The 20,010-nt window shown below is 72.6% G+C and carries 22 protein-coding genes and 1 pseudogene; 10 read left to right on the top strand and 13 right to left on the bottom strand.

Annotation, left to right across the window (positions count from 1 at the left end; genetic code table 11):
- Nucleotides 1-50: 50 nt before the first annotated feature.
- Complete coding sequence (locus ACFYNS_RS29015; protein ID WP_388605777.1) at nucleotides 51-905, bottom strand: phosphorothioated DNA-binding restriction endonuclease; 855 nt, start codon at nucleotides 903-905, stop codon at nucleotides 51-53.
- A 124-nt stretch (nucleotides 906-1,029) separates the two neighbouring features.
- Here ACFYNS_RS29015 and ACFYNS_RS29010 point away from each other — a divergent pair, with 124 nt between their 5' ends.
- Entirely contained in the window at nucleotides 1,030-2,769 is a 1,740-nt protein-coding gene (locus ACFYNS_RS29010; protein ID WP_388605750.1) for a hypothetical protein, read from the top strand.
- Here ACFYNS_RS29010 and ACFYNS_RS29005 read toward each other — a convergent pair.
- Entirely contained in the window at nucleotides 2,723-3,601 is an 879-nt protein-coding gene (locus tag ACFYNS_RS29005; protein WP_360300073.1) for a potassium channel family protein, read from the bottom strand. The genes ACFYNS_RS29010 and ACFYNS_RS29005 overlap by 47 nt on opposite strands.
- Nucleotides 3,602-4,152: 551 nt before the next feature.
- Between ACFYNS_RS29005 and ACFYNS_RS29000 the strand changes: the two genes are divergently transcribed.
- Complete coding sequence (locus ACFYNS_RS29000) at nucleotides 4,153-4,329, top strand: hypothetical protein (protein ID WP_360300076.1); 177 nt, start codon at nucleotides 4,153-4,155, stop codon at nucleotides 4,327-4,329.
- Between the two features lie 39 nt (nucleotides 4,330-4,368).
- Here ACFYNS_RS29000 and ACFYNS_RS28995 read toward each other — a convergent pair whose 3' ends face one another.
- The 5 genes from ACFYNS_RS28995 to mca all read right to left on the bottom strand — a co-directional run bounded on the left by ACFYNS_RS28995 (nucleotide 4,369) and on the right by mca (nucleotide 7,075).
- Nucleotides 4,369-4,641: a hypothetical protein gene (locus ACFYNS_RS28995; RefSeq protein ID WP_388605748.1), complete on the bottom strand. Its 273-nt coding sequence runs from the start codon at nucleotides 4,639-4,641 to the stop codon at nucleotides 4,369-4,371.
- On the bottom strand, nucleotides 4,638-4,991 hold the full coding sequence (locus ACFYNS_RS28990; protein ID WP_388605775.1) for a DUF6247 family protein: 354 nt from the start codon (nucleotides 4,989-4,991) through the stop codon (nucleotides 4,638-4,640). The genes ACFYNS_RS28995 and ACFYNS_RS28990 overlap by 4 nt, the downstream gene beginning before the upstream one ends.
- A gap of 188 nt (nucleotides 4,992-5,179) precedes the next feature.
- A complete protein-coding gene (gene msrA / locus ACFYNS_RS28985; protein WP_360300082.1) occupies nucleotides 5,180-5,845 on the bottom strand; it encodes a peptide-methionine (S)-S-oxide reductase MsrA in 666 nt (221 codons plus the stop codon).
- Nucleotides 5,846-5,901: 56 nt separating this feature from the next.
- Nucleotides 5,902-6,192, bottom strand: coding sequence for a hypothetical protein (locus ACFYNS_RS28980; protein ID WP_360300085.1), 291 nt, complete (start codon nucleotides 6,190-6,192; stop codon nucleotides 5,902-5,904).
- Between the two features lie 4 nt (nucleotides 6,193-6,196).
- The gene (gene mca / locus ACFYNS_RS28975) at nucleotides 6,197-7,075 is read right to left on the bottom strand and encodes a mycothiol conjugate amidase Mca (RefSeq protein ID WP_112494235.1); all 879 of its coding nucleotides are present in this window, start codon (nucleotides 7,073-7,075) and stop codon (nucleotides 6,197-6,199) included.
- 176 nt (nucleotides 7,076-7,251) lie between these two features.
- Here mca and ACFYNS_RS28970 point away from each other — a divergent pair, with 176 nt between their 5' ends.
- Nucleotides 7,252-7,671 carry a DUF4307 domain-containing protein gene (locus ACFYNS_RS28970; protein WP_360300089.1) on the top strand — a complete coding sequence of 140 codons (420 nt, stop codon included), beginning with the start codon at nucleotides 7,252-7,254 and terminating at the stop codon, nucleotides 7,669-7,671.
- A 187-nt stretch (nucleotides 7,672-7,858) separates the two neighbouring features.
- Nucleotides 7,859-8,356: a transcription elongation factor GreA gene (gene greA / locus ACFYNS_RS28965; protein WP_360300092.1), complete on the top strand. Its 498-nt coding sequence runs from the start codon at nucleotides 7,859-7,861 to the stop codon at nucleotides 8,354-8,356.
- A gap of 102 nt (nucleotides 8,357-8,458) precedes the next feature.
- Here greA and ACFYNS_RS28960 read toward each other — a convergent pair whose 3' ends face one another.
- The 3 genes from ACFYNS_RS28960 to ilvA form a co-directional block, all read right to left on the bottom strand.
- Nucleotides 8,459-9,319, bottom strand: coding sequence for an ABC transporter permease (locus ACFYNS_RS28960; RefSeq protein ID WP_360303378.1), 861 nt, complete (start codon nucleotides 9,317-9,319; stop codon nucleotides 8,459-8,461).
- A complete protein-coding gene (locus ACFYNS_RS28955; RefSeq protein WP_360303380.1) occupies nucleotides 9,316-10,392 on the bottom strand; it encodes an ATP-binding cassette domain-containing protein in 1,077 nt (358 codons plus the stop codon). The genes ACFYNS_RS28960 and ACFYNS_RS28955 overlap by 4 nt, the downstream gene beginning before the upstream one ends.
- Before the next feature lie 206 nt (nucleotides 10,393-10,598).
- The gene (gene ilvA / locus ACFYNS_RS28950) at nucleotides 10,599-11,843 is read right to left on the bottom strand and encodes a threonine ammonia-lyase (RefSeq protein WP_360303382.1); all 1,245 of its coding nucleotides are present in this window, start codon (nucleotides 11,841-11,843) and stop codon (nucleotides 10,599-10,601) included.
- 218 nt (nucleotides 11,844-12,061) lie between these two features.
- Between ilvA and ACFYNS_RS28945 the strand changes: the two genes are divergently transcribed.
- The 3 genes from ACFYNS_RS28945 (at nucleotide 12,062) to ACFYNS_RS28935 (ending at nucleotide 13,666) form a co-directional block, all read left to right on the top strand.
- A complete protein-coding gene (locus ACFYNS_RS28945) occupies nucleotides 12,062-12,619 on the top strand; it encodes a MarR family transcriptional regulator (protein WP_360303384.1) in 558 nt (185 codons plus the stop codon).
- Between the two features lie 293 nt (nucleotides 12,620-12,912).
- The gene (locus tag ACFYNS_RS28940; RefSeq protein WP_388605744.1) at nucleotides 12,913-13,425 is read left to right on the top strand and encodes a sigma factor-like helix-turn-helix DNA-binding protein; all 513 of its coding nucleotides are present in this window, start codon (nucleotides 12,913-12,915) and stop codon (nucleotides 13,423-13,425) included.
- Entirely contained in the window at nucleotides 13,412-13,666 is a 255-nt protein-coding gene (locus tag ACFYNS_RS28935) for a hypothetical protein (RefSeq protein ID WP_388605742.1), read from the top strand. The genes ACFYNS_RS28940 and ACFYNS_RS28935 overlap by 14 nt, the downstream gene beginning before the upstream one ends.
- 98 nt (nucleotides 13,667-13,764) lie before the next feature.
- Here ACFYNS_RS28935 and ACFYNS_RS28930 read toward each other — a convergent pair whose 3' ends face one another.
- On the bottom strand, nucleotides 13,765-14,976 hold the full coding sequence (locus tag ACFYNS_RS28930) for a cystathionine gamma-synthase (protein ID WP_360299142.1): 1,212 nt from the start codon (nucleotides 14,974-14,976) through the stop codon (nucleotides 13,765-13,767).
- 132 nt (nucleotides 14,977-15,108) lie between these two features.
- Between ACFYNS_RS28930 and ACFYNS_RS28925 the strand changes: the two genes are divergently transcribed.
- Nucleotides 15,109-16,275: a hypothetical protein gene (locus ACFYNS_RS28925; protein WP_360299139.1), complete on the top strand. Its 1,167-nt coding sequence runs from the start codon at nucleotides 15,109-15,111 to the stop codon at nucleotides 16,273-16,275.
- A gap of 190 nt (nucleotides 16,276-16,465) precedes the next feature.
- Here ACFYNS_RS28925 and ACFYNS_RS28920 read toward each other — a convergent pair whose 3' ends face one another.
- Both ACFYNS_RS28920 and ACFYNS_RS28915 read right to left on the bottom strand, forming a co-directional pair.
- Nucleotides 16,466-17,398 (bottom strand): RNA polymerase sigma-70 factor, encoded by a 933-nt coding sequence (locus tag ACFYNS_RS28920; protein WP_360299145.1) that lies wholly within the window; start codon nucleotides 17,396-17,398, stop codon nucleotides 16,466-16,468.
- Nucleotides 17,399-17,606: 208 nt separating this feature from the next.
- Nucleotides 17,607-18,080, bottom strand: coding sequence for a carboxymuconolactone decarboxylase family protein (locus ACFYNS_RS28915; RefSeq protein WP_360299136.1), 474 nt, complete (start codon nucleotides 18,078-18,080; stop codon nucleotides 17,607-17,609).
- A 165-nt stretch (nucleotides 18,081-18,245) separates the two neighbouring features.
- Here ACFYNS_RS28915 and ACFYNS_RS28910 point away from each other — a divergent pair, with 165 nt between their 5' ends.
- Entirely contained in the window at nucleotides 18,246-18,776 is a 531-nt protein-coding gene (locus ACFYNS_RS28910; protein ID WP_360299133.1) for a GNAT family N-acetyltransferase, read from the top strand.
- A gap of 33 nt (nucleotides 18,777-18,809) precedes the next feature.
- A pseudogene (locus tag ACFYNS_RS28905) lies at nucleotides 18,810-19,882 on the top strand (MerR family transcriptional regulator).
- The last annotated feature ends 128 nt before the right edge of the window (nucleotides 19,883-20,010 follow it).

Below are 20,010 nucleotides of genomic sequence, written 5' to 3'. Positions count from 1 at the left end.
CGCGTACGCGATAGCCCGGCTGCTCAACCGCGAGATCCACACCGACCTGGTCACCTACGTCGAACGCCTCCAGGCAAGCCTCGACCCCTACCGGGGGCGCTTCCTCGTCCACGGCGGCGCCAGCGGGCGGAGACGGTGATCCGCAGCCCCGGGTCCAGCCCCAGCACGCCCTTGTCGAACAACTTGTGGTGCAGGGAGCACAGGCACAGCGCGTTCGCCAGCTCGTCCGGCCCGTCGTACGCCCACCAGTGCACATGCGCCGCCTCCAGCCCCACCGGGCGGCGGCCCAGCGCGCCGTCGAAACCGCAGAAGGCGCAGCGGTTGCCGTACGCGGCCAGCACCCGGGCGCGGAGCCGTCGCGCGGCACCCGGGTCCCGGACGAAGCGGTGGACCGCAACCCGTGCCCGCTCGGCCGCCCCGCCGGACACGCCGGTCATCCGGGCCAGGTCCGCCGCCTCCAGATCCAGCCCCGCGTCGGCGGCGACGTCCTCTTGAAGGGACGGCGGGAAGTGCAGGTCGAGAAGAGTGCGGGCGAGGACGGACAGCAGGGCGGGATCGGTGTCCAGCGCCTTGCGCAGCTCCGGCACCAGCCGGCCCACCGCTCCGCTCTCCCGCAGCCGCCTGACGCCGGGACCCGGGCTGTCCGCGCCGGAGTCCGTGCGCACCTCCCACACGCCGTCGCTCACCAGATGGTGGAAGGGGTAGCCCGGCGACGTCCGGCGGGGCGGACCGTACTCGCGCAGCAGCCCGGCCAGGTCCTCCTCGACGTCCGTGTACCGCAGCCCGCTCCCCGGTGCGGCCTGGAACCGGCCCAGCGCGTACAGCAGCAACAGCGGCTTGTGCGGCGCCCGTTCCGGCCCGGAGGCCCACTGCCGCAGCCCGCCGACCCGCTCCACCCAGTCCACGTCCGCCACGTCCACGTCCACCACGCGAGCGAGGGTACGCCGTGCCGCCCGGCCGCCCGCCCGCGGCCCGGCGCGCGGCGGCGCCTGCGGTGAACGGCACCGCCGCGGGGGCAGGATGCCGTCCATGCCCACATCTGCGCGGAATGCCGAGCGGGTCGGCCGCCGGGACCGCTGGTGGCTGGCCGGTGTCTGCGGGGCCTTCGGGGCGCTCTCGCTGGCGGTCGTCCACCCTGGCCTGCCGCTCGGCTGGGACGAACTCGTCTACGCCAGCCGCTTCGCCCCCTACGGCCCCGAGACGCCGTTCAGCGCCCCCCGGACCCGCGGCGTGCCGCTGCTGATCGCCCCGGTCGCCGCCGTCGGCCACTCCGTGCCGCTGCTGCGCTGCTATCTGACCACCGCCGCCGCACTCGCCCTCTACCTCGGCTTCCTGCCGTGGCTGCGCGCGGTGGCCCGCCGGGGCGTGGTGCCGCTCGCCGCTGCGCTCTACAGCAGTGTGTGGTTCGCGCTGTTCTACGCCGGTGCCGCGATGCCCAACCACTACGTCGCCATGGGGCTGACCGCGGCCTTCGGCTGCTGCGTGCCCGCGCCCGGGGCCGCGTCGTCGACCGGACCCGGGATCGAGGCCGACGGCCCCGGCCCCGGACCGGTCCGGGGCCGGATGTGCACCTGGGTCGCCGTGGCGGCTGCGCTGGCCGCCGCCACCCTGATACGGCCCAACGACACCGTCTGGCCGGTCGCGGTGCTGCTCGGGGCCGCGGTGTGGACCCGGCTGAGCCCGGGTCGGCGGAAGCCGGGGCCAGGTGGATCGAGACCGTGCCGACCGCCACGCTCCAGAGCCCCGGCTTGGGCTCCGACCCCGATGGTCGCGTTCGCCGCGCCGGCCGGGGTGCTGCTCGGGCTGCTCCCTTGGGCCGTGGAGGCCCGACTGCGCTTCGGCGGCGTACTGGAGCGGGTGCGTGCGGCCGGTGACATCCAGGGCGGGATGCACCTCCACCTGTCCCTGGACACCGTGTTCCGGCACGCCGCGGCACTTGACGGGCCGCTGCTCTGCCGCCCCTGCGAGGGGGTGACCGTCGGCTGGGCGTCCGCCGCATGGTGGCTGCTGATCCCGCCGCTGGTCGCCCTCGGCATCAACGAAGCGCGCAGGGAGGGCCGTACGGCACTCGCGGTCCTGCCCACCGCGGCGGCGGCTGCCGTGGCCGTCCCCTACCTGTTCTTCATGGACTACGCGGCCCCGCGCTTCCTGCTGCCCGCCTACGCGCTGCTGGCACCGGTGGCCGCACTGGGCGTGTGCGGCGCACTCCGCCGGGCGCGCGCGGCGCGGAAGCTGTGGCTGCTCGCCCCGCTCGGAGCCACCGCGGCGCTGCTGCATCTCGGCTTCCAACTCCACCAGTTGGACCTCCATTCCGGCATCCAGGCAGCGGCCCGCCAGGACTGGCAGCGCATGGAACGCGTCCTGCGCGCCCACGGCGTGCGCCCTCCGTGCGTACTGGCCGGGAACAGCTCCACCGTCCCCGTCGCCCACACCGCGGGCTGCCACCCCGCCGCGCAGGGCCACCTGCCCGCGCAGGGCCACAAGGCCGCGGAGGACCGTCCTGCTGCGGGGGGCCGTCCTGCCGCGGGGGGCCGCCCCCACGCCCTCGTCCTGCGCGGCGTCCCGTTGCCCGCCTGGGCGGCGCGGGCCGACTGGCGGCTGCACCCGGTCCCGCACACCTACAACCCGGGCTGGAGCGTCGCGGTTCCTCCACCGACGGTCCTCGGGGCGCCCCGGCGGCACTCCGGCGGCCGGCTCCCGGACGCGCAGTCGTCCGACCCCGTCACGGCAGGGGAGGCCGCCGCCCATGGTCGTGCGCGTACGCGGTGAAGACCTCCGCGGGAGTGCCGCCCGTCCGCAGGAACCGCTGGTCGAGGGCGAGAGCGAGGTCCGCCAGCGCGTTGCCGAGGACGGTGGCGGCCAGCCGCACCTCGCTCTGCTCACTGGACTGCCCGCGGCGGCCGAGGTCGGCGGCGTAGCCGATCGTGGCGGCCAGCGAGAGGCCCTCCTCGCCGTCGTGGAAGTAGTAGGCGTCCGGGTACTGGGTGAAGTCCACGCGGATCCGCACCACTTCCGCGGCGATGCCCTCCAGCAGTGCCGCCCCCGTGGCCGAGTGCAGATACTGGGCGGGCGGCTGGACGCGGCGCAGCATGGCCAGCCGCAGCGCCAGGCTCCTCCGGCGGGCCAGCGCGGGATAGATCTGCAGCACCCAGGAGACCGTCGCGGTCAGCAGCGCCAGCCCCACCAGCGCCTCCAGCGGTGCGACGAGCCGCAGCCAGCCCGCGGTCGGCGCGATGTCCCCGATCCCCAGCGTCGCCAGGTTGACCAGCGACACGTACAGGGAGTCGAGCAGATCCCCGTGCTCGTGCGGCGCCAGCCCGGCCGCGAAGGTGAACCCCTCCGGCATGTGCGGCAGATAGACCAGCGCCCACCCCAGGACCACGAGACAGGTCCACATCCCGACGACCGTCACCATCGCCAGCGGCCCGACCAGCTCGTTCATGCCCCTGCGGGCGGGGAACAGATGCGACAGCCTCCACAGCGCCGTCATCACGAGGCGACTGGCGCCGCCCCTGCGGGTCGGATGCCAGAGCGTGTGGAACAGATCCCGCAGTGCGGCCAGCACCAGACCGGCCCCGAGGAGCGACACCAACCAATCCATCCGCCCAGCATGCGCTCCGCGGCGCCCCGGACACAGCAGGTGAGCCATGCCCTCGACGCCGACGGCACGCCCGGGGGACAGTCCAGGCGCCGGCCCCGCGGTCGTCCGCCGCGAGGCCGGCAGGCATGCTCGCCGACCCCTTCGGATTCCAAGGCAGTCAAGCAGGCGACCCCGACGAACCCGGCGTCAAGGGCCCTTTCGTCACGGATGACCGAGGGCGTGCCGAGGTGACACCTTCGAAACGAAGGCTCGTGCGTGATGCTGGTCACACTCTCTCGTGCAGGCGCGGAGGATAACGGGAGGTATCGGGACGATATTTCAAAGGTTGCTGCCGATCCCGGGGTGTTTCGACGGTGTCGGTGCAGGTGGGCGGCAGATCCGGACCCGGCAAGTCCGCTGGTTTGCCCTGCGGGATACGCATGGGTGAGAGTGATTCCCAACCCGGAGGCTGCTCGCACCTTCGGAATGCGAAGAGAGTTCCTCGCGTCGCCTGGGAAGTGAAGGAAGGTCTCTCCTCGTATCCATCTCTGACCGAAGGGGCATCGTCAGGTATGAACGGGACAGGAACCGAGCTCGGCGCCCAGTCATCCCGGTCGCCCCGTGCGCCGGCCGTCCTCCACATCGCCGCACTGATCGCAGGCGTCGTCCTCATCACCACCGGCAAGGCCACCCCCACCGAAGCCGCGCTGTACGTGACCCCGTTCCTGGCCGTCTACGCCCGCCGATAACGCGGTCGCCGGCCTGCTACCCAGTGACCGCCGGATCCGCTACACATCTGGGAACGGCGGCATGATGCGGACGATCACGATCAGGCGGTCTCTCGGCGATACGAGGAAGTAGAACCACCCGCCCGCCGCGTCCATGAGACGGAGACCGCCTGTTCGCGGGCCTTTGCCGAAGTCGCCGACATCGACCCCCATCGCGGCCAGGTCGATCAGCTCACCTGCGAGACGCTCCACTTCGGTCACCACGTGAGCCGGAATGCCGCCCGCCACGTGCGCGTGGTCGGGGTCGTACTCCCAGCGCCAGTCCGTGCTCACCGCGGTGGTAGACCGAGCGCGGCGTGGGCCTCGTCGAGGATCGTGCCGATGGCGGACGCGGCGTCGCGGGCCTGTTGCGCGTCGCCGGTCGCCGCGGTGTCCTCCCAGCGGCGCAGCTCCTCAGCGAGATGCGGCTGCCGTTGGATGTGGACATGGACCGCCCACTGCGCGATGAACCGCTGGAGCGGTGCGAGATCGGAAGCCTGACGGGACTGGTCGGCTGCCTGATCGAGTTCACGGGTGAAGGCGGGCAGGGCAGCCGGTGCGATCTGTGCGACGGCTTGGCGGAGGGCCGTGACGGTCGCGGGCGGTTCGGGGATGAGTGGCTGCCCGGCGCTGGAGGTGGTCATCGCTGCTCCCATGGGCGAGATTCTGATCCCTCGGAGCAGCGTATCGAGTGCGGAACCGAACGCGTCACGCGAATGAGGGAGGACGAGCTGCTTCCGCTTCCAGCCGGGGCGGTGCCGGTTTCAGGCACCGCCCACCGGTCCGATGGCCACCTGTGCGGCGGTTGTCCGCGAGGCCGACGCTCGGCGCCTCACTCGCCCGTCGGGGCCAGGCCGATCGGGCAGCTGACGCCCGTGCCGCCGATGCCGCAGTAGCCGCCCGGGTTCTTGTCGAGGTACTGCTGGTGGTAGCCCTCGGCGGGGTGGAAGGGGCGGCCCTCGGCGGGGAGGATCTCGGTGGTGATCCCGCCGTGTCCGGAGCCGGTGAGGACCTGCTGGTAGGCGTTCCGGGAGGCTTCGGCCGCGGCGGCCTGCGCGGGGGAGTGGGTGTAGATCGCCGAGCGGTACTGGGTGCCGGTGTCGTTGCCCTGGCGGAAGCCCTGGGTGGGGTCGTGGGACTCCCAGAAGCGCTTGAGCAGAGTCTCGTAGGAGACCTTCGCCGGGTCGTACACGACGCGTACCGCCTCGGTGTGCCCGGTCAGGCCCGAGCAGACCTCTTCGTAGGTGGGGTTCGGGGTGGATCCGCCCTGGTAGCCGACGAGGGTCGTCCAGACGCCCTCGGTCGTCCAGAAGACGCGCTCGGCGCCCCAGAAGCAGCCCATGCCGAAGTCGGCGATCTCCAGGCCCTCCGGGTACGGGCCCTGGAGCGCCGTGCCGAGCACGGTGTGGCGCTCGGGTACCGCGTACTCGGGCTCGGGGCGGCCCTGGAGGGCTTCCTCGGGGGTGGGGACGCGGTTCTTGAACCTGCCGAACAGCATGTCGTTCTCCAGAGGGAGGTCGCGGCGAGGGGGCCGGGCGGCCGGCGAGGGGCCGCTCAGCCCTTTCGCTCGGATGGTGCCGGGGCGGCGGCCTCGGCCTTGCGCGCGTCGGCGGCGTCGGTCCTGTCGGCGGTGCCGGTGGCGGCCGCCGCCGCGGGCGCGGTGCCGGCGGGCTCCTCGAAGTCCACGCGCCGCATGTGCTTGTTCATCGACTTCATCAGCATCCACACGGCGGCGCCGATGAGGGCGAAGACGACGAAGCCGAGCACGCCGGGGGTCACCTTGTTCTCGTCCAGGTCCTTCGCGAGCGGAAGGACCTGGGCGAGCGTTGTCTGCGTCGGGCTCATACCGTCAATTCTCGCGGATGCCTGCGAAGAGGTCGTGCTCGGGGAGCGAGGTCTCCACGCGGGACTTCGCCAGCTCGTACTCCTCGGTCGGCCAGACCTCCCGCTGGATGTCCATCGGGACGCGGAACCAGCCGCCGTCCGGATCGATCTGGGTGGCGTGCGCGATCAGTGCCTTGTCGCGGATCTCGAAGAAGTCGCCGCAGGGTACGAAGGTGGTGATCTCGCGCTCCTTGATCCCCATCTTCTCCCAGCGCTCCAGCCACTGGGTGTAGGGCGACTCCAGGCCACGGTCCAGCATCGCCTGGTGCATCGCTTCGGTGCGCTGCCGGTTGAAGCCCTGGTTGTAGTAGAGCTTCTGCGGCTGCCACGCCGGGCCGAACGCCTCCTCGGGGTACTTCTCGGTGTCCGCCGCGTGCTCGAAGGCGACCATCGAGATCTTGTGGGTCATGATGTGGTCGGGGTGCGGGTAGCCGCCGTTCTCGTCGTAGGTGGTGATCACCTGGGGGCGGAACTCGCGGATGAGCCGCACCAGCGCTCCGGCGGCCTCGTCCACCTCCTGGAGGGCGAAGCAGCCCTCGGGCAGCGGCGGCAGCGGGTCGCCCTCGGGGAGGCCCGAGTCGACGAAGCCGAGCCACGCCTGCTTCACGCCCAGGATCTCCCGGGCCTCGTCCATCTCCTTGCGGCGCACCTCGTGGATGTGCTCCTCGACGTAGGTGTCGCCCTGGAGCTTCGGGTTGAGGATGGAGCCCCGCTCTCCCCCCGTGCACGTCGCGACGAGCACGTCCACCCCCTCGTCGACGTACTTCGCCATGGTGGCCGCACCCTTGCTCGACTCGTCGTCGGGGTGTGCGTGCACGGCCATCAGTCGCAGTTGCTCAGTCACAACTCAATCCTCATAGGTCAAAGCGGCTCCGCCATCGGCCCCGCCCGCCGTCGGCGGATTCGGGAGCGGCTTCTATAGTGACCGAATCAGCACCGTGATGTATTCCCGGTCCGGGCCCGCCCGGCTCCGGCCGGGTCAGCGGAGCACGGTCGGAGCGCTGCCGGGAGGAACGGACCATGGTCGACCTGCGCCAACAGGTCCCCGAGGGGCGGTACGGGCGTGCCGCTGGCCGGTCCGCGGACGCGGAGGCGCGCACGGACCGTCGGCTGAAGGTCACCGGCGGTGTGCTGGGGGTGCTGCTGCTCGCGCTGATCGGCTGGTTCGGGGTCGACTACATCTCCGGCCAGCAGGTGAGCGGCGAGTTGATCAAGTTCAAGGTGGTCTCCGACAGCGCGGTGCAGGTCCATGTGGAGGTGCGCAAGGAGGCCGGGGCCGCGGGCGTGTGCACGCTGCGCACCCGCGCGGAGGACGGCAGCGAGGTCGGCCGCAAGAACGCGGAGTTCGCCGCGGGCACCTCCCGGGTGGACGAGGTCGTCACCGTGCGTACCACGGCGCGCGCCACCAGTGCCGAGCTGATCGGCTGCCAGGAGCGCTGAGGCGGGCGGTGGCCGGGCGTTCCGGCCCGTCCGGCGGACCCTGCTGACCTGGGGCGGAGCCGGAGTCTTCTTCCCTTTTCCGGCGGAATTGTTAAGCTCGTGGTTTCGCCCACCAGTGCAGGCGCACCCTTTCTGGTAGGGCGTTTTCTGCATCAGCTTCATATCCCAGTACCGACGAGGAGCACCTGTGACCCAGACCAGCGACAACGTCACCTGGCTGACCCAGGAGGCGTACTCCCAGCTCAAGGCCGAGCTGGAGTACCTGTCGGGTCCTGCACGCACCGAGATCTCCAAGAAGATCGAGGCGGCTCGCGAGGAGGGCGACCTCCGCGAGAACGGCGGGTACCACGCGGCCAAGGAGGAGCAGGGCAAGCAGGAGCTGCGGATCCGGCAGCTCCAGCAGCTCCTGGAGAACGCCAAGGTCGGTGAGGCTCCGGCGGACGACGGTGTGGTGGAGCCCGGCATGGTGGTCAAGATCGCCTTCGGCGGTGACGAGGACGACACGATCACCTTCCTGCTGGCCTCCCGCGAGTACGCCAGCTCCGAGATCGAGACCTACTCTCCGCAGTCGCCCCTGGGCTCCGGCGTGATGGGCAAGAAGGTCGGCCAGGACGCCGAGTACGAGCTGCCGAACGGCAAGATGGCCTCCGTCCGCATCATGGAGGCGAAGCCCTACCGGAGCTGATGTCGGATCCCCCGACGCCTGCGGCGGACGGCCCGCGCGGAAGCGCGCGGGCCGTCCGCCGCGTGTGTGACGGTGCGCCGCGGGCCGTGCGGCCCGCGGCGTTCACCCGGTGGCCGAGCGGTACTTGCGGACCGCCAGGGTGCGGAAGACCGCGATGATGACCACGGACCACATCACCGAGGCCGCGGCCGGGTGCTGCATGGGCCAGGCGTCCGGGACGGGGTAGCCGGCGGGCAGGTTGCCGAACAGTTCGCGGCAGGCCACCACGGTGGCGCTGAAGGGGTTCCACTCGGCGATGTGCTGCAGGAAGGCGGGCATGTTCTGGGAGGGGACGAAGGCGACGGAGATGAACGTCAGCGGGAACAGCCAGATCAGCCCGCCGGAGGTGGCGGCCTCCGGGGTCCGTACCGAGAGTCCGATCAGCGCCCCGATCCAGGTGAACGCGTAGCCGAGCAGCAGCAGCAGGCCGAAGCCGGCGAGCGCGTCGGGGATGCCGTCGTGCGGGGCCCAGCCGACGAGTGCGGCGACGACGGCGAGCACGACCAGGGTCAGTGCCGTCTGCACCAGGTCGGCCAGGGTGCGTCCGGTCAGTACGGCCCCGCGGGTCATCGGGAGCGAGCGGAACCGGTCCACGAGCCCCTTGTGCATGTCCTCGGCGATGCCCGCGCTGGCGCCGGCGGTCGCGAAGGTGACGGTCTGCGCGAAGATGCCCGCCATCAGGAACTCGCGGTAGGAGCCGGCGTCGGTGCCGGCGCCGGGGACTTTGATGGAGCCGCCGAAGACGTAGCTGAACAGCACCACGAACATGATCGGTTGGATCAGTCCGAAGATGACGACTTCGGGGATGCGCACCATGCGGATCAGGTTGCGCTTGGCCATCACCAGTGAGTCGGTGATCGACTGGGCGATGCCGCCGCGGCCTCTGGGGGCCGTGGGCGACTCCGCCTGCGCTGCGGCGGTCATGGCGTGGTCTCCTCGGATTCCGGCGCGTGCGCGCCCGGCTGCTGTGCTGCGGACCGGTCCCCGCCCGATCCCGGGTTCGGGGGTGCGTCCTGGCCGGCCGCGCCCGGCCCGCGCGCGTCTTCGGCGGCGTGGCCGGTCAGCGAGATGAAGACGTCGTCGAGGGTGGGGCGGCGCAGTCCGATGTCGTCGATCTCGACGCCGCGGCCGTCCAACTCCCTGATCACCTCGGCCAGCAGTTTGGCGCCGCCGGTGACCGGAACGGTCAGTTTCCGGGTGTGCTGCTCGACGGTGCAGCCCTCGTGGGCCGGGCCGGGCAGTGCGTGGCTGTCCAGGATGCCGCGGGCCGCGGGGATGTCCGCGCGCTCGTGGACGACGACCTCGATGCGCTCGCCGCCGGTCTGGGCTTTGAGTTCGTCGGAGGTGCCGCGGGCGATGACCTTGCCGTGGTCGACGACGGCGATGTCGTGCGCGAGCCGGTCGGCCTCCTCCAGGTACTGCGTGGTCAGCAGCAGTGTCGTACCGCCCGCGACCAGTTCCTCGATGACCTCCCACAACTGCTGCCGGTTGCGCGGGTCGAGGCCGGTGGTGGGCTCGTCCATGAACATCACGGGCGGACTGACGACCAGCGCGGCGGCGAGGTCCAGGCGGCGGCGCATGCCGCCCGAGTAGGTCTTGGCCGTCCGGTCGGCGGCGTCGGCGAGGTTGAAGCGCTCCAGCAGCTCCCGCGCGCGCTTCTTCGCGTCGCGTCCGGACATCTGGTAGAGCTGCCCGACCATCTGCAGGTTCTCGCGGCCGGTCAGATACTCGTCGACGGCGGCGAACTGGCCGGAGAGGCCGATGGAGCGGCGTACCGCGGTCGGGTTCTTCAGGACGTCGAGACCAGCGACGACCGCGCGGCCCGCGTCGGGCCGCAGGAGGGTGGTCAGTACCCGGACCGCGGTGGTCTTGCCCGCGCCGTTGGGGCCGAGCAGGCCCAGCACGGTGGATTCGGGGACGTCGAGGTCGACGCCGTCCAGAGCCCTCACCTCGCCGAAGGTCTTCACCAGACCTTCGGCGTAAATGGCACCTGGCATGGATGGACTCCCAGGGTGTGGAGCGTGGCACGCTATGAAAATGCTAGAGGTGCCGGGAAGTTCCGGCATGTACGGAGATCCGGCGAACCGAGGTCCACCGCACAGCAGTATGAAGTGACGCGATGTATCGCGTCAAGAAATACGCGATAGTCCGCGTCCTGTGCTGTCGTGTCGTGAGAGCCGGGGGCGAGGCGCCCCACGCCCGCTCAGCTCATGACCGTGTATCCCGCCGCGCGCAGCCCCGAGGCGACCTCCACGCAATGCTGCGGGCCCTTCGTCTCCATGTGCAGCTCCACCTCCACCTCGTCCAGGCCCAGCCGCGGATCGGTCCGCACATGGCCGACGTCCAGCACGTTGGCGTCCGCCACCGACAGCTCCCCGAGCAGCGCCGCGAGCGCCCCCGGCCGGTCCGAGAGGCGCAGCCGCAGCGACAGATAGCGGCCGGCCGCGGCCATCCCGTGCCGCAGCGTCCGCTGCAGGACCAGCGGGTCGACATTGCCGCCCGAGAGCACCGCCGCGACCGGCCCCTCGAAGCTGTTCGGGGCCGACAGCAGCGCCGCGACCGAACTCGCCCCCGCGGGCTCCACCACCAGCTTGGCCCGCTCCAGGCAGAGCAGCAGCGCCCGGGAGAGCGCGTCCTCGGACACCGTGCGGATGTCGTCGACCAGGGCCCGGATGATCTCGAACGGCACGTCACCGGGCCGGCCGACCTTGATCCCGTCCGCCATCGTCGAGACGGAACCGAGCGCCACCGGACGCCCGGCCCGCAGCGAGGGCGGATACGCGGCCGAGCCCTCCGCCTGCACACCCACCACCCGCACGTCGGGGCGGAGCGCCTTGATCGCCACCGCCATGCCCGCGAGCAGCCCGCCGCCGCCGACGCCCACCACGACGGTCCGCACCTCGGGGCACTGCTCCAGCAGCTCCAGGGCCAGCGTGCCCTGCCCGGCCACCACGTCCGGGTGGTCGAAGGGGTGGATGAGGACGGCCCCGGTGGCCTGCGCGTACTCCTTCGCCGCCGTCAGTGTCTCGTCCACCACCTGGCCGTGCATCCGCACCCGCGCCCCGTAGTCGCGGGTGGCCGCCACCTTCGGCAGCGGTGCCCCCACCGGCATGAAGACCGTGGACGGCACTCCCAGCAGCGACGCAGCCAGCGCCACGCCCTGCGCGTGGTTGCCCGCGCTCGCCGCGACCACCCCGCGCCGCCGCTCCTCGGGCGTCAGCCCCGCGATCCGCACGTACGCGCCGCGCAGCTTGAACGAGCCGGTGCGCTGGAGGTTCTCGCACTTGAGGTGCACCGGCGAGCCGACCAGCGAGGAGAGGTGCCGGCTGCCCTCCACGGCGGTGGTGCGGGCGACCCCCGCGAGCGTCTTGCGGGCGAGGCGCACCTCGTCCAGCGAGACGGGGAGTTCGGGGTGCCCGGAGGCGGCGGGAGCTGCGCTGGTGACCATTCCGCCAGTCTGGCAGCCGCCCGGCAGGTGGGCGGGTCACCGGCCGGGCGGCCGCGCGGGGTGGTCCGCGTCACTGGTTCGTGCAGTGGAGGTACGGCGTGGGTCCGCTCCGCGTACTCTGTGGCCACCACCTCAGGTCGATACACCCAACAGACCACCCCAAAACTGTCAAAACTCAACAAAAACTCCTGCTGATCGACGAAGTGAGCGCACCTGCCATGCCCACGCATCCGGACATGACGACAGACACCCCCGACGTGCCGGACGACTCCGCGGTGCCTGCCGACGACGGTGCCGCCTCCGGAACCGCCGCGCTGGACGCCATGCAGCACCAACTCGCGGTGTACGCGCGGCGCGCGGAGCAGACCCGCCTCGGCGGACTCGGCCAGGCCCGCAACTCCATGGACCGCGCCGCCTATCTGCTGCTCAACCGCCTCGACCAGGAAGGCCCGATGGGCGTCAAGGCGCTCGCCGCCGGGATGGGCATCGACTCCTCGACGGTGACCCGGCAGGTCGCCCCGCTCGTCGAGTCCGGCTTGGTCAAGCGCACCTCGCACCCCGAGGACGGACGCGCCGTCGTCCTCCAGCTCTCGCCGCGCGGTGAGGCCCGGTTGGAGGAGGTCCGCTCCTCCCGCCGCAACCTGATGCAGCTCATCACCAAGGACTGGACCGAGGAGGAGCGCGGGGCGTTCTGCAAGCTGCTGACCCGCTTCAACACGGCGATGCTCGAACTGAACCCGAGCAGCCTCTCGCAGCCGCCGGGGTCCGGTTCCTGACCCGCCCCATGGATGCGTCCCCGGTCGCGGCGCCCCGGCTGCCGCAGCCGGGGCGCCGCGACCCGGGTGCGCGGACCGCTCCCGGGCCGGGGCGCGGCTGATCGGCTTCCGGTGGGGCGGGGACGTTCGCCGTTCGCACAGATTGGCCTCAGATGGGAACTTTCGGCTTCCGGTGGGGCGGGGACGTTCGGCTCCCGGCCGCCCGGGGCCGGTTCCGGGCGGCGGCGCGATGGTGTCGCGCCTCTTGATTTGATCTCCCTGCCTGCCGTCCTATAGGCGGCACGGGAGGCGGCGTGCGAGAACGTCAGGCACGGCAGGAGAGCCTCCGCGCCCGGGAGTTCGAGGCGTTCGTCGCGGGCGCGGGCGGCCGGCTGCTGCATGCCGCCACCCTGCTGACCGCGGAACCTCCCGGCGCCGCTCCCGAAGCGGAGCGGCTGCTGGTGCGGGCGCTCGCGCGGACCCGCGCCGACTGGGCCCGGCTGCGCGGCGACGACCCCTACGAGCACACCCGGCAGGCGCTGGCCCTCCGCTTCGCCCGCACCGGCCGACGGCACCGCCGGACGCGCGGCGGGCTGCTGGGCGTCCTCACCCCGCAGGAGCGGCTGGTGCTCGTCCTGCGGCTGCACGAGGGGATCGCCGAGGAACAGGTCGCCGCGGGCCTCGGGCTCGCCGTCGAACGGGTGCGGGCCCTGCACACCCGTGCCATGACGGCGGTGCTCAGCAGCCCGGCCCGCGGAGCGGGACGGGCCCCGCAGGACGAGCGGAGCGAGCAGGACGCAGCGGAGAGCACCCATGAGCCCGCCTGACCGCAAGGAGGCCGAGGTACGGCGCCTGGTCCAGCAGCGCACCGCCGAGCCCGTCCCCGCCGACCTGGCGGAGCGGGCCCTGGCGGAGGGCGCCCGGCTGCTGCGGCGCCGCCGGGCGCTCGGCGCGGCGCTGTGGACCGGGGTGCTGGCCGGACTGCTGGCCCTGGCCGTGTGGGCGCTGGTGCTGCACCCCTGGTCGGCCCCGCCCCCGACGACGACCCCGCCGGCGGTCGGCTGGTGACGCCGCGTACCCCGCCCGCGTCGGCCTCCGGCGAGCCGCGACGACGCCCCCGCCGCCCGCGACGGTCGGCTGGTGGCCCGCGCCCCGGCTCCGCGTCCTCAGCCCGCGGCGGCCCCCTCCAGCGCCTGCGTCAGGTCCGCCAGCAGATCCTCGGCCGACTCGATGCCCACCGACAGGCGCACCAGATCGGCCGGAACCTCCAGCGCGGAACCCGCCGCCGAGGCGTGCGTCATCCGCCCCGGGTGCTCGATCAGCGACTCGACCCCGCCCAGGGACTCGCCCAGCGTGAAGAGCCGGGCCCGGTCGCACACCCGCACCGCGGCCTCCTCGCCGCCCGCCACCCGGAAGGACACCATCCCGCCGAAGCCGCGCATCTGCTTGGCCGCGATCTCGTGCCCGGGATGCGTGGCCAGCCCCGGGTAGTAGACCTCCGTCACCTCCGGGTGCGCGCTCAGCAGCTGCACCACGCGGGCCGCGTTCTCCCCGTGCCGGTCCATGCGCACGCCCAGCGTCTTGATCCCCCGCATCACCAGCCAGGCGTCGAACGGCCCCGCGATGGCGCCCATCGCGTTCTGGTGGAAGGCCAGTTCGTCGCCGAGCGCGGGGTCGCCGACGACCAGCGCGCCGCCCACCACGTCGGAGTGGCCGCCCATGTACTTCGTCGTCGAGTGCACGACCGCGTCCGCGCCCAGCGCGAGCGGCTGCTGGAGGTAGGGGCTGGCGAAGGTGTTGTCGACCACGAGCCGGGCGCCCGCCCCGTGCGCGACCTCGGCGACCGCCGCGATGTCGGTGATCCCCAGCAGCGGGTTGGAGGGGGTCTCCACCCAGACCGCCTTGGTGCGCTCGCGCAGCTGGGCGCGGACGGCGGCCGGGTCGGAGGAGTCGGCCACCGACCACTGCACCCCCCACCGCTCGGCGACCCTGGCGAAGAGCCGGAAGGTGCCGCCGTACGCGTCGTTCGGGATCACCACGTGGTCCCCGGGGGTGAGCAGGGTGCGCAGCAGGCAGTCCTCGGCGGCCAGCCCGGAGGCGAAGGCCAGCCCGCGCCTGCCGCCCTCCAGCGCCGCCAGGTTCTCCTCCAGCGCGCTGCGGGTCGGGTTCGCCGAGCGGCTGTACTCGTAGCCGCCGCGCAGCCCCCCGACGCCGTCCTGCTTGTACGTGGAGACCTGGTGGATGGGCGGCACCACCGCCCCCGTCCTCGGGTCGGCGGCCTGCCCCGCATGGATGGCGAGGGTCTCGAAGCTCTGCCGCGGGGTGTCCGGGGTGCCGTCCGCCCCGCTGTCGATGCCGTTGTCGCGCTGCTCACTCATGGGGGCGAGACTAGTGGGCCGTACGGTGGAGTGGGGCGCACTCCTCCCCGGGGACGTACCGCTCCGGGGCCGCACCCCCTCGGGGCGTGCCGCCCCGCCCAGCCGTCCGTCACAGCGTGGAGATCCGACGCCATGGAAGCCCTGCTCCTCCTGATCGCCCTCGCCGCCGTCTTCGGCGTGGTCGTCTACCCCGCCATGCGCCGCAGGAAGCTGCGGCAGGACGGAGCCCGGGGCCTGGCCCAGGCGGTCGACCCGACGGCCGGGTACGGCTTCGTCCCCTCCGACGAGCTCGATGTGCGGCTGCCGGGGCCGGACCGGGAACTGGTCGAGGCGCTGGAGGAGGCGCAGCGCACCCAGGACTGGCAGCCGGTCGCGCACCTGCTGGCCTTCACCGGCGACGAGTACGAGCTGCGCTGGCAGCGCGTGCAGTCCCTGGCGGGCGCCGCGGCCATGGAACTGGCCCGGTCCCGGGAGCACGGCGCCGCCGCGGGTGCGGACACCGGCACCGGCGGGGTGTCCTTCAGCAAGGAGCCGGCCGCCGGGGTGCCGGACGCGCGGTGGCTGCGCGAGTGGCGCGCCCGGCAGCCGCGTGACCACGGGGGCGCCCAGGTGTACGCGCACTTCCTGGTCTTCCAGGCGCTGGCCGAGAGCGACCCAGACAGCCGCCGCATCATCCTGGAGGAGGCGCGGAACGTCGCACACGACGCGGCGAAGCTCGCCCCGGCCGACCCGACGCCGCATCTCACCGAGCTGACCCTCGCGCGCCACCTCGGCTACCGCGAGGCCGACTTCGAGTCCCTGTGGGGCACCGTCCGCCAGCTGGCACCCGACCACATGGGCGCCCATCTGGCGGCGCTGCCCTACTGGTCGGCGCGGGGAGCGGGCTCCAAGGAGCAGGCCGACGCGTTCGCCCGCGCCGCCGCCGCGCAGGCCCCCGAGGGCTCGCTGCTGGCGGCGCTGCCGCTGTTCGCGGCCTACGGCCACCTGCCCGAGGTGAACATGGTCCGCGGGCTGTATCGGAGCGAGGAGATCGGCAACGCCATCGAGGCCGCCGAGTACGCCGTCGACCAGGTCGAGGACGACCACCCGGTGCGCCCGCACGTCCTCCATCTGCTGGTCTGGTTCCTGGTGCGGGCCGAGCGCTACGGCGAGGCCATGGAGGCCCTCGCCGCCGTCGACGGCCACGTCGGCGCCGTCCCGTGGGTGGACGGGGGCGATCCGGCCGCCGCCTACGCCGCCTACCGCGCCCTCGCGGTGGCCGGCTGGGAGGCCGCGGGCGGCGCCCGCGCCCCGCACTGAGGGCGGCTACGCCCCTGGCGACCGGCCCCTCCTGCCGCAGTGCGCGCATCCGGGCGCGATGTCCGGCGGGGTGGGTCCGTCGAACGGCAAGGGTTCGTCGAACGGCAGGTCCGGCAGGCCCGGCAGGTTCAGCAGGTCCGGCACGCCGCACCGCCCCCGGGCGATGCCCGGACGGGGAGCAGCGGGTACGTCACCCCAGCTGCCGACGGGCCTGCTTCGCCTCGCGGTCGACGGCCCAGGCGTCGGCGACCGGCCCGAGGTGGCCGAGCTTGTCGGGATTGATCACGGTGCGAACGGTCCGGATCTGCCCGTCGAGTACTTCGAGGGCCATGATGTGGAGCACCTTGCCGTCCCGGTCGCGGAAGATCGCGCCGGGCTGCCCGTTGATCTCCTGCGGCTCGAACGTCACGTCGATCCGGGCCATCAGGGGGAAGACGGTGGCGAGCAGCCGGGCCGCGTTCTCGGTGCCGGTGACGGCCTTGGCGAGCTGCGGGGCCTTGCCGCCGCCGTCCCCGACGAGCTGGACGTCGGCGGCCAGCAGCTTCCGCAGCCCGCCCACGTCACCGTCCTTCAGCGCGTCGAAGAACCGCGTCGCCAGCTCCTGCCGCTCCTGACGGTCCGCTGCGAACCGTGGCCGCCCGGCCTGCATGTGCCGCCGGGCCCGTACCAGCAGCTGCCGGCACGCCGCCTCCGACCGTTCCACCGCCGCGGCGACCTCGTCGAACCCGAAGCCGAACACCTCTCGCAGGACGAACACCGACCGCTCCAGCGGGCTGAGCCGCTCCAGGAGCAGCAGTGCGGCCATCGACACCGAATCGGCCAGCTCCGCCGAGCGCGCCGGATCCTGGTACGGATCGCTGAGCAGCGGTTCGGGGAACCACGGGCCCACGTACTCCTCCCGCCTCACCCGCGCGGAGCGCAGCACATCGATCGAGATCCGCGTCACCGCAGTCGACAGAAATGCCTTGGCCGACGCGACCTGGGCCGCCGAGGCGTCGAAGCGCAGCCATGTCTCCTGCACCGCGTCCTCGGCCTCACCCACGCTGCCGAGAATCCGGTAGGCGATCGAGAACAGCAGCGGCCGCAGCTCCTCGAACTCCTCGACCTTGTTCGTGGAGTTCATGGAGTTCGTGGCGTTCGTGGCGTTCGTGGCGTTCACGGCGAAACCCTCCTCGTGCCTTCCACCCTGCCGCACTCGCCGGCCGGACGTCTTCTGTGATCACTCGGACTCACCGGATGCCACGCTGACGCCACCGAGCCCGAGCCCGAGCCCGAGCCTGAGCCCGGCCCCGGAGCCCGCCGCCGGGCCCCGAGCGGGTCGCTCATGCCGTTCAGTGGAACTGCCCCGGCTCGTAGCCGCCGGCCGGCTGCTCGGTGATGATGTTCAGCCGGTTCACCGCATTCATGAACGAGACCAGGACCACCAGAGAGGTGAGCTGCTCCTCGTCGTAGTGCTCGGCGGCCCGCTTCCACACCTCGTCACCGACGCCCCTGGCCGCATCCGCGACCCGGGTCCCTTCCTCCGCCAGTTCCAGCGCGGCACGCTCGGCGTCCGTGAAGACGGTGGCCTCCCGCCACGCCGCGACCAGGTTCAGCCGTACCGGGGTCTCACCGGCGGCAGCGGCCTCCTTGGTGTGCATGTCGATGCAGGCGGCGCAGCCGTTGATCTGGCTCACGCGCAGCGCCACCAGTTCCTGCGTCGCGGCCGGCAGCGGTGACTCTTTGAGTGTCCTGCCCGCGGACATGAAGTACTTCAGGGCCTTGCCGGCGGTCGGGCTGGAGAAGTAGTCCAGTCGTGCGTCCATGGTGTGCTCCTCTGCGGTTCTCCGTGGCTACACCCCCTGAGACGAGACGGGCCGACCCCCTGTGACACAGCCGGATGTGACCCGCGTCGCACTGTCGTCGGCCGAGCTGTGCCCGCCTGCGGAAAACCGGGTGGCCTCAGCCCTGCGGCTGGATAGAGTCGCGCTGTGCCCGAGCTGCAGCTGCTGCGTGCCGACCATGCCCCGGCGGTCCTGGCCTTCGAGTCGGCGAACCGCGCCTACTTCGCCGCCTTCGTCGCCGACCGCGGCGACGCGTACTTCGACCGGTTCGCCGACCGGTTCGGCGCCCTGCTGGCCGAACAGGAGGCCGGTCTCTGCGCCTTCCACGTCCTCGTCGCCGAGGACGGCTCCGTGCTGGGCCGGTTCAATCTGTACGACCTCGAGGACGGTGCCGCCGAACTCGGCTACCGGGTCGCGCAGCACGTCGCCGGACGCGGTGTGGCGACGTCGACGGTCCAGGAGCTGTGCCGGCTGGCCGTGACACGGTACGGGCTGCACACCCTGCGGGCCGGCACCTCCCGCGGGAACGTCGCCTCCCGGCGGGTGCTGGCCAAGGCCGGATTCGTCGCGGTCGACCCGGCCGACGCGGCCGACCTCTGTGGTGAGCCGGGGACCTGGTTCCGGCGCGACCTGCACGGTGCGGGCCCGGCTGCAGCGGGCCCACCCGGCCGGGATTGACCTTCACGTCGGTCGAAGCCCGACGATGTCCGGGTGCCTGAGGACGAGCTGATGCCGATCGGGTCTTCGCCCGACGCACCGGAGTGACCGCGAGCGCCCTGCGCTTCTACGCCGACTCCGGGTTGCTTCGCCCTGCCGAGGTCGACCCGGTCTCCGGCTACCGCTACTACAGTGCCGACCAGGTGACGCGGGCAGCCGCCCTGCGCCGGCTCCGCGAGATCGGCATGCCGCTCACCGCGGTCGAGGCGGCCCTGGACGCGGAGCCGGATGACGCGGCCCGGCTGATCGACGAGCACGTCGCGAAGGTCTGCGAGGACGCGGCGGCGGTGCGGCGGAAGGCCGCTTCGCTCACGTCGTCGCTCACGGCGGTGCCGGGTCTGCCGATCGCCGTGGTGAAGGGGCCGGTGCTGGCCGACGCGATCGAGCAGGTGCTGACCGCCACCGCGCGGGAACCGGACCTGCCGGTGCTCGGCGCTCTGCGCGTCGAGGCGACACAGGAAGCGGTCACCCTGACCGCCACGGACCGCTACCGCCTCGCGACCCGGACCCTGGTGCCGGCCGAAGCAGCGGCCGCGACCTGGGCCGCAACGGTCGACGGTGACCAACTGCGGGCTGCGGCGCCGGAGATCCGCCGCAGCGCGCTGGTGCGGGCCGTGGCGACGCCGTACGCACTCCGGCTGCACATGGTGGACCGGGAGGACCGGCACTGCCGACTGCTGGCGGACGAGTTTCCCGATCACCGGCTGACGCTCGCCTCGCTGCCCGAGGCCACGACCCGGGTGACGGTCTCGAAGGATCTCCTCCTGCGAGCCCTGGAGGAGCACCCGGGAGAGCGGATCACCCTGCGGGCCACCCGGCACGGCCTGCACGTCGTCCCGGCGGCGGAGCCGGCGTCCCCCGGCGTCCCGCTCACGGCCACAGTGACGGGGCAGGACCTGTGGATCTCCTTCGAACTGACCACGCTCTACCCGGCCGTCAGCACCGCCATCGGCCCCGACGTCCTGCTCGACCTGCGAGGACCGGTCCAGCCCGGCACCATCCGCTCCGCCGACCGCGGCGACCTCACCATCCTGGCCATGCCCACCGGGCCCGGCCACACATCCTGAGCAACAACCGGCCACGCATCCTGAGCAACAACCGGCCACGCATCCTGAGCAACAACCGGCCACGCATCCTGAGCAACAACCGGCCACGCATCCGGAGCGGGAACCGACCGCTCGTCCTGAGTGGGAAC

This window comes from Streptomyces sp. NPDC006925, assembly GCF_042869575.1.
In the GTDB taxonomy this organism is placed as follows: Bacteria; Actinomycetota; Actinomycetes; order Streptomycetales; family Streptomycetaceae; genus Streptomyces.
The sequence above is the reverse complement of the archived record's forward strand: the minus strand, read 5'-3'. Positions and strand labels throughout refer to the sequence as shown.

Coding starts and splice junctions, on each gene's coding strand:
- ACFYNS_RS28935 (WP_388605742.1), top strand. CDS start 13,412: ATGAGCCCGCCTGACCGCAAGGAGGCCGAGGTACGGCGCCTGGTCCAG.
- ACFYNS_RS28980 (WP_360300085.1), bottom strand. CDS start 6,192: ATGAGCCCGACGCAGACAACGCTCGCCCAGGTCCTTCCGCTCGCGAAG.
- ACFYNS_RS29010 (WP_388605750.1), top strand. CDS start 1,030: ATGCCCACATCTGCGCGGAATGCCGAGCGGGTCGGCCGCCGGGACCGC.
- ACFYNS_RS28990 (WP_388605775.1), bottom strand. CDS start 4,991: ATGACCACCTCCAGCGCCGGGCAGCCACTCATCCCCGAACCGCCCGCG.
- ACFYNS_RS28920 (WP_360299145.1), bottom strand. CDS start 17,398: ATGAACTCCACGAACAAGGTCGAGGAGTTCGAGGAGCTGCGGCCGCTG.
- ACFYNS_RS28970 (WP_360300089.1), top strand. CDS start 7,252: ATGGTCGACCTGCGCCAACAGGTCCCCGAGGGGCGGTACGGGCGTGCC.
- ACFYNS_RS28915 (WP_360299136.1), bottom strand. CDS start 18,080: ATGGACGCACGACTGGACTACTTCTCCAGCCCGACCGCCGGCAAGGCC.
- ACFYNS_RS29000 (WP_360300076.1), top strand. CDS start 4,153: ATGAACGGGACAGGAACCGAGCTCGGCGCCCAGTCATCCCGGTCGCCC.
- ACFYNS_RS28960 (WP_360303378.1), bottom strand. CDS start 9,319: ATGACCGCCGCAGCGCAGGCGGAGTCGCCCACGGCCCCCAGAGGCCGC.
- msrA (WP_360300082.1), bottom strand. CDS start 5,845: ATGCTGTTCGGCAGGTTCAAGAACCGCGTCCCCACCCCCGAGGAAGCC.
- ACFYNS_RS28955 (WP_360303380.1), bottom strand. CDS start 10,392: ATGCCAGGTGCCATTTACGCCGAAGGTCTGGTGAAGACCTTCGGCGAG.
- ACFYNS_RS29005 (WP_360300073.1), bottom strand. CDS start 3,601: ATGGATTGGTTGGTGTCGCTCCTCGGGGCCGGTCTGGTGCTGGCCGCA.
- ACFYNS_RS28930 (WP_360299142.1), bottom strand. CDS start 14,976: ATGAGTGAGCAGCGCGACAACGGCATCGACAGCGGGGCGGACGGCACC.
- ACFYNS_RS28945 (WP_360303384.1), top strand. CDS start 12,062: ATGCCCACGCATCCGGACATGACGACAGACACCCCCGACGTGCCGGAC.
- ACFYNS_RS28925 (WP_360299139.1), top strand. CDS start 15,109: ATGGAAGCCCTGCTCCTCCTGATCGCCCTCGCCGCCGTCTTCGGCGTG.
- ilvA (WP_360303382.1), bottom strand. CDS start 11,843: ATGGTCACCAGCGCAGCTCCCGCCGCCTCCGGGCACCCCGAACTCCCC.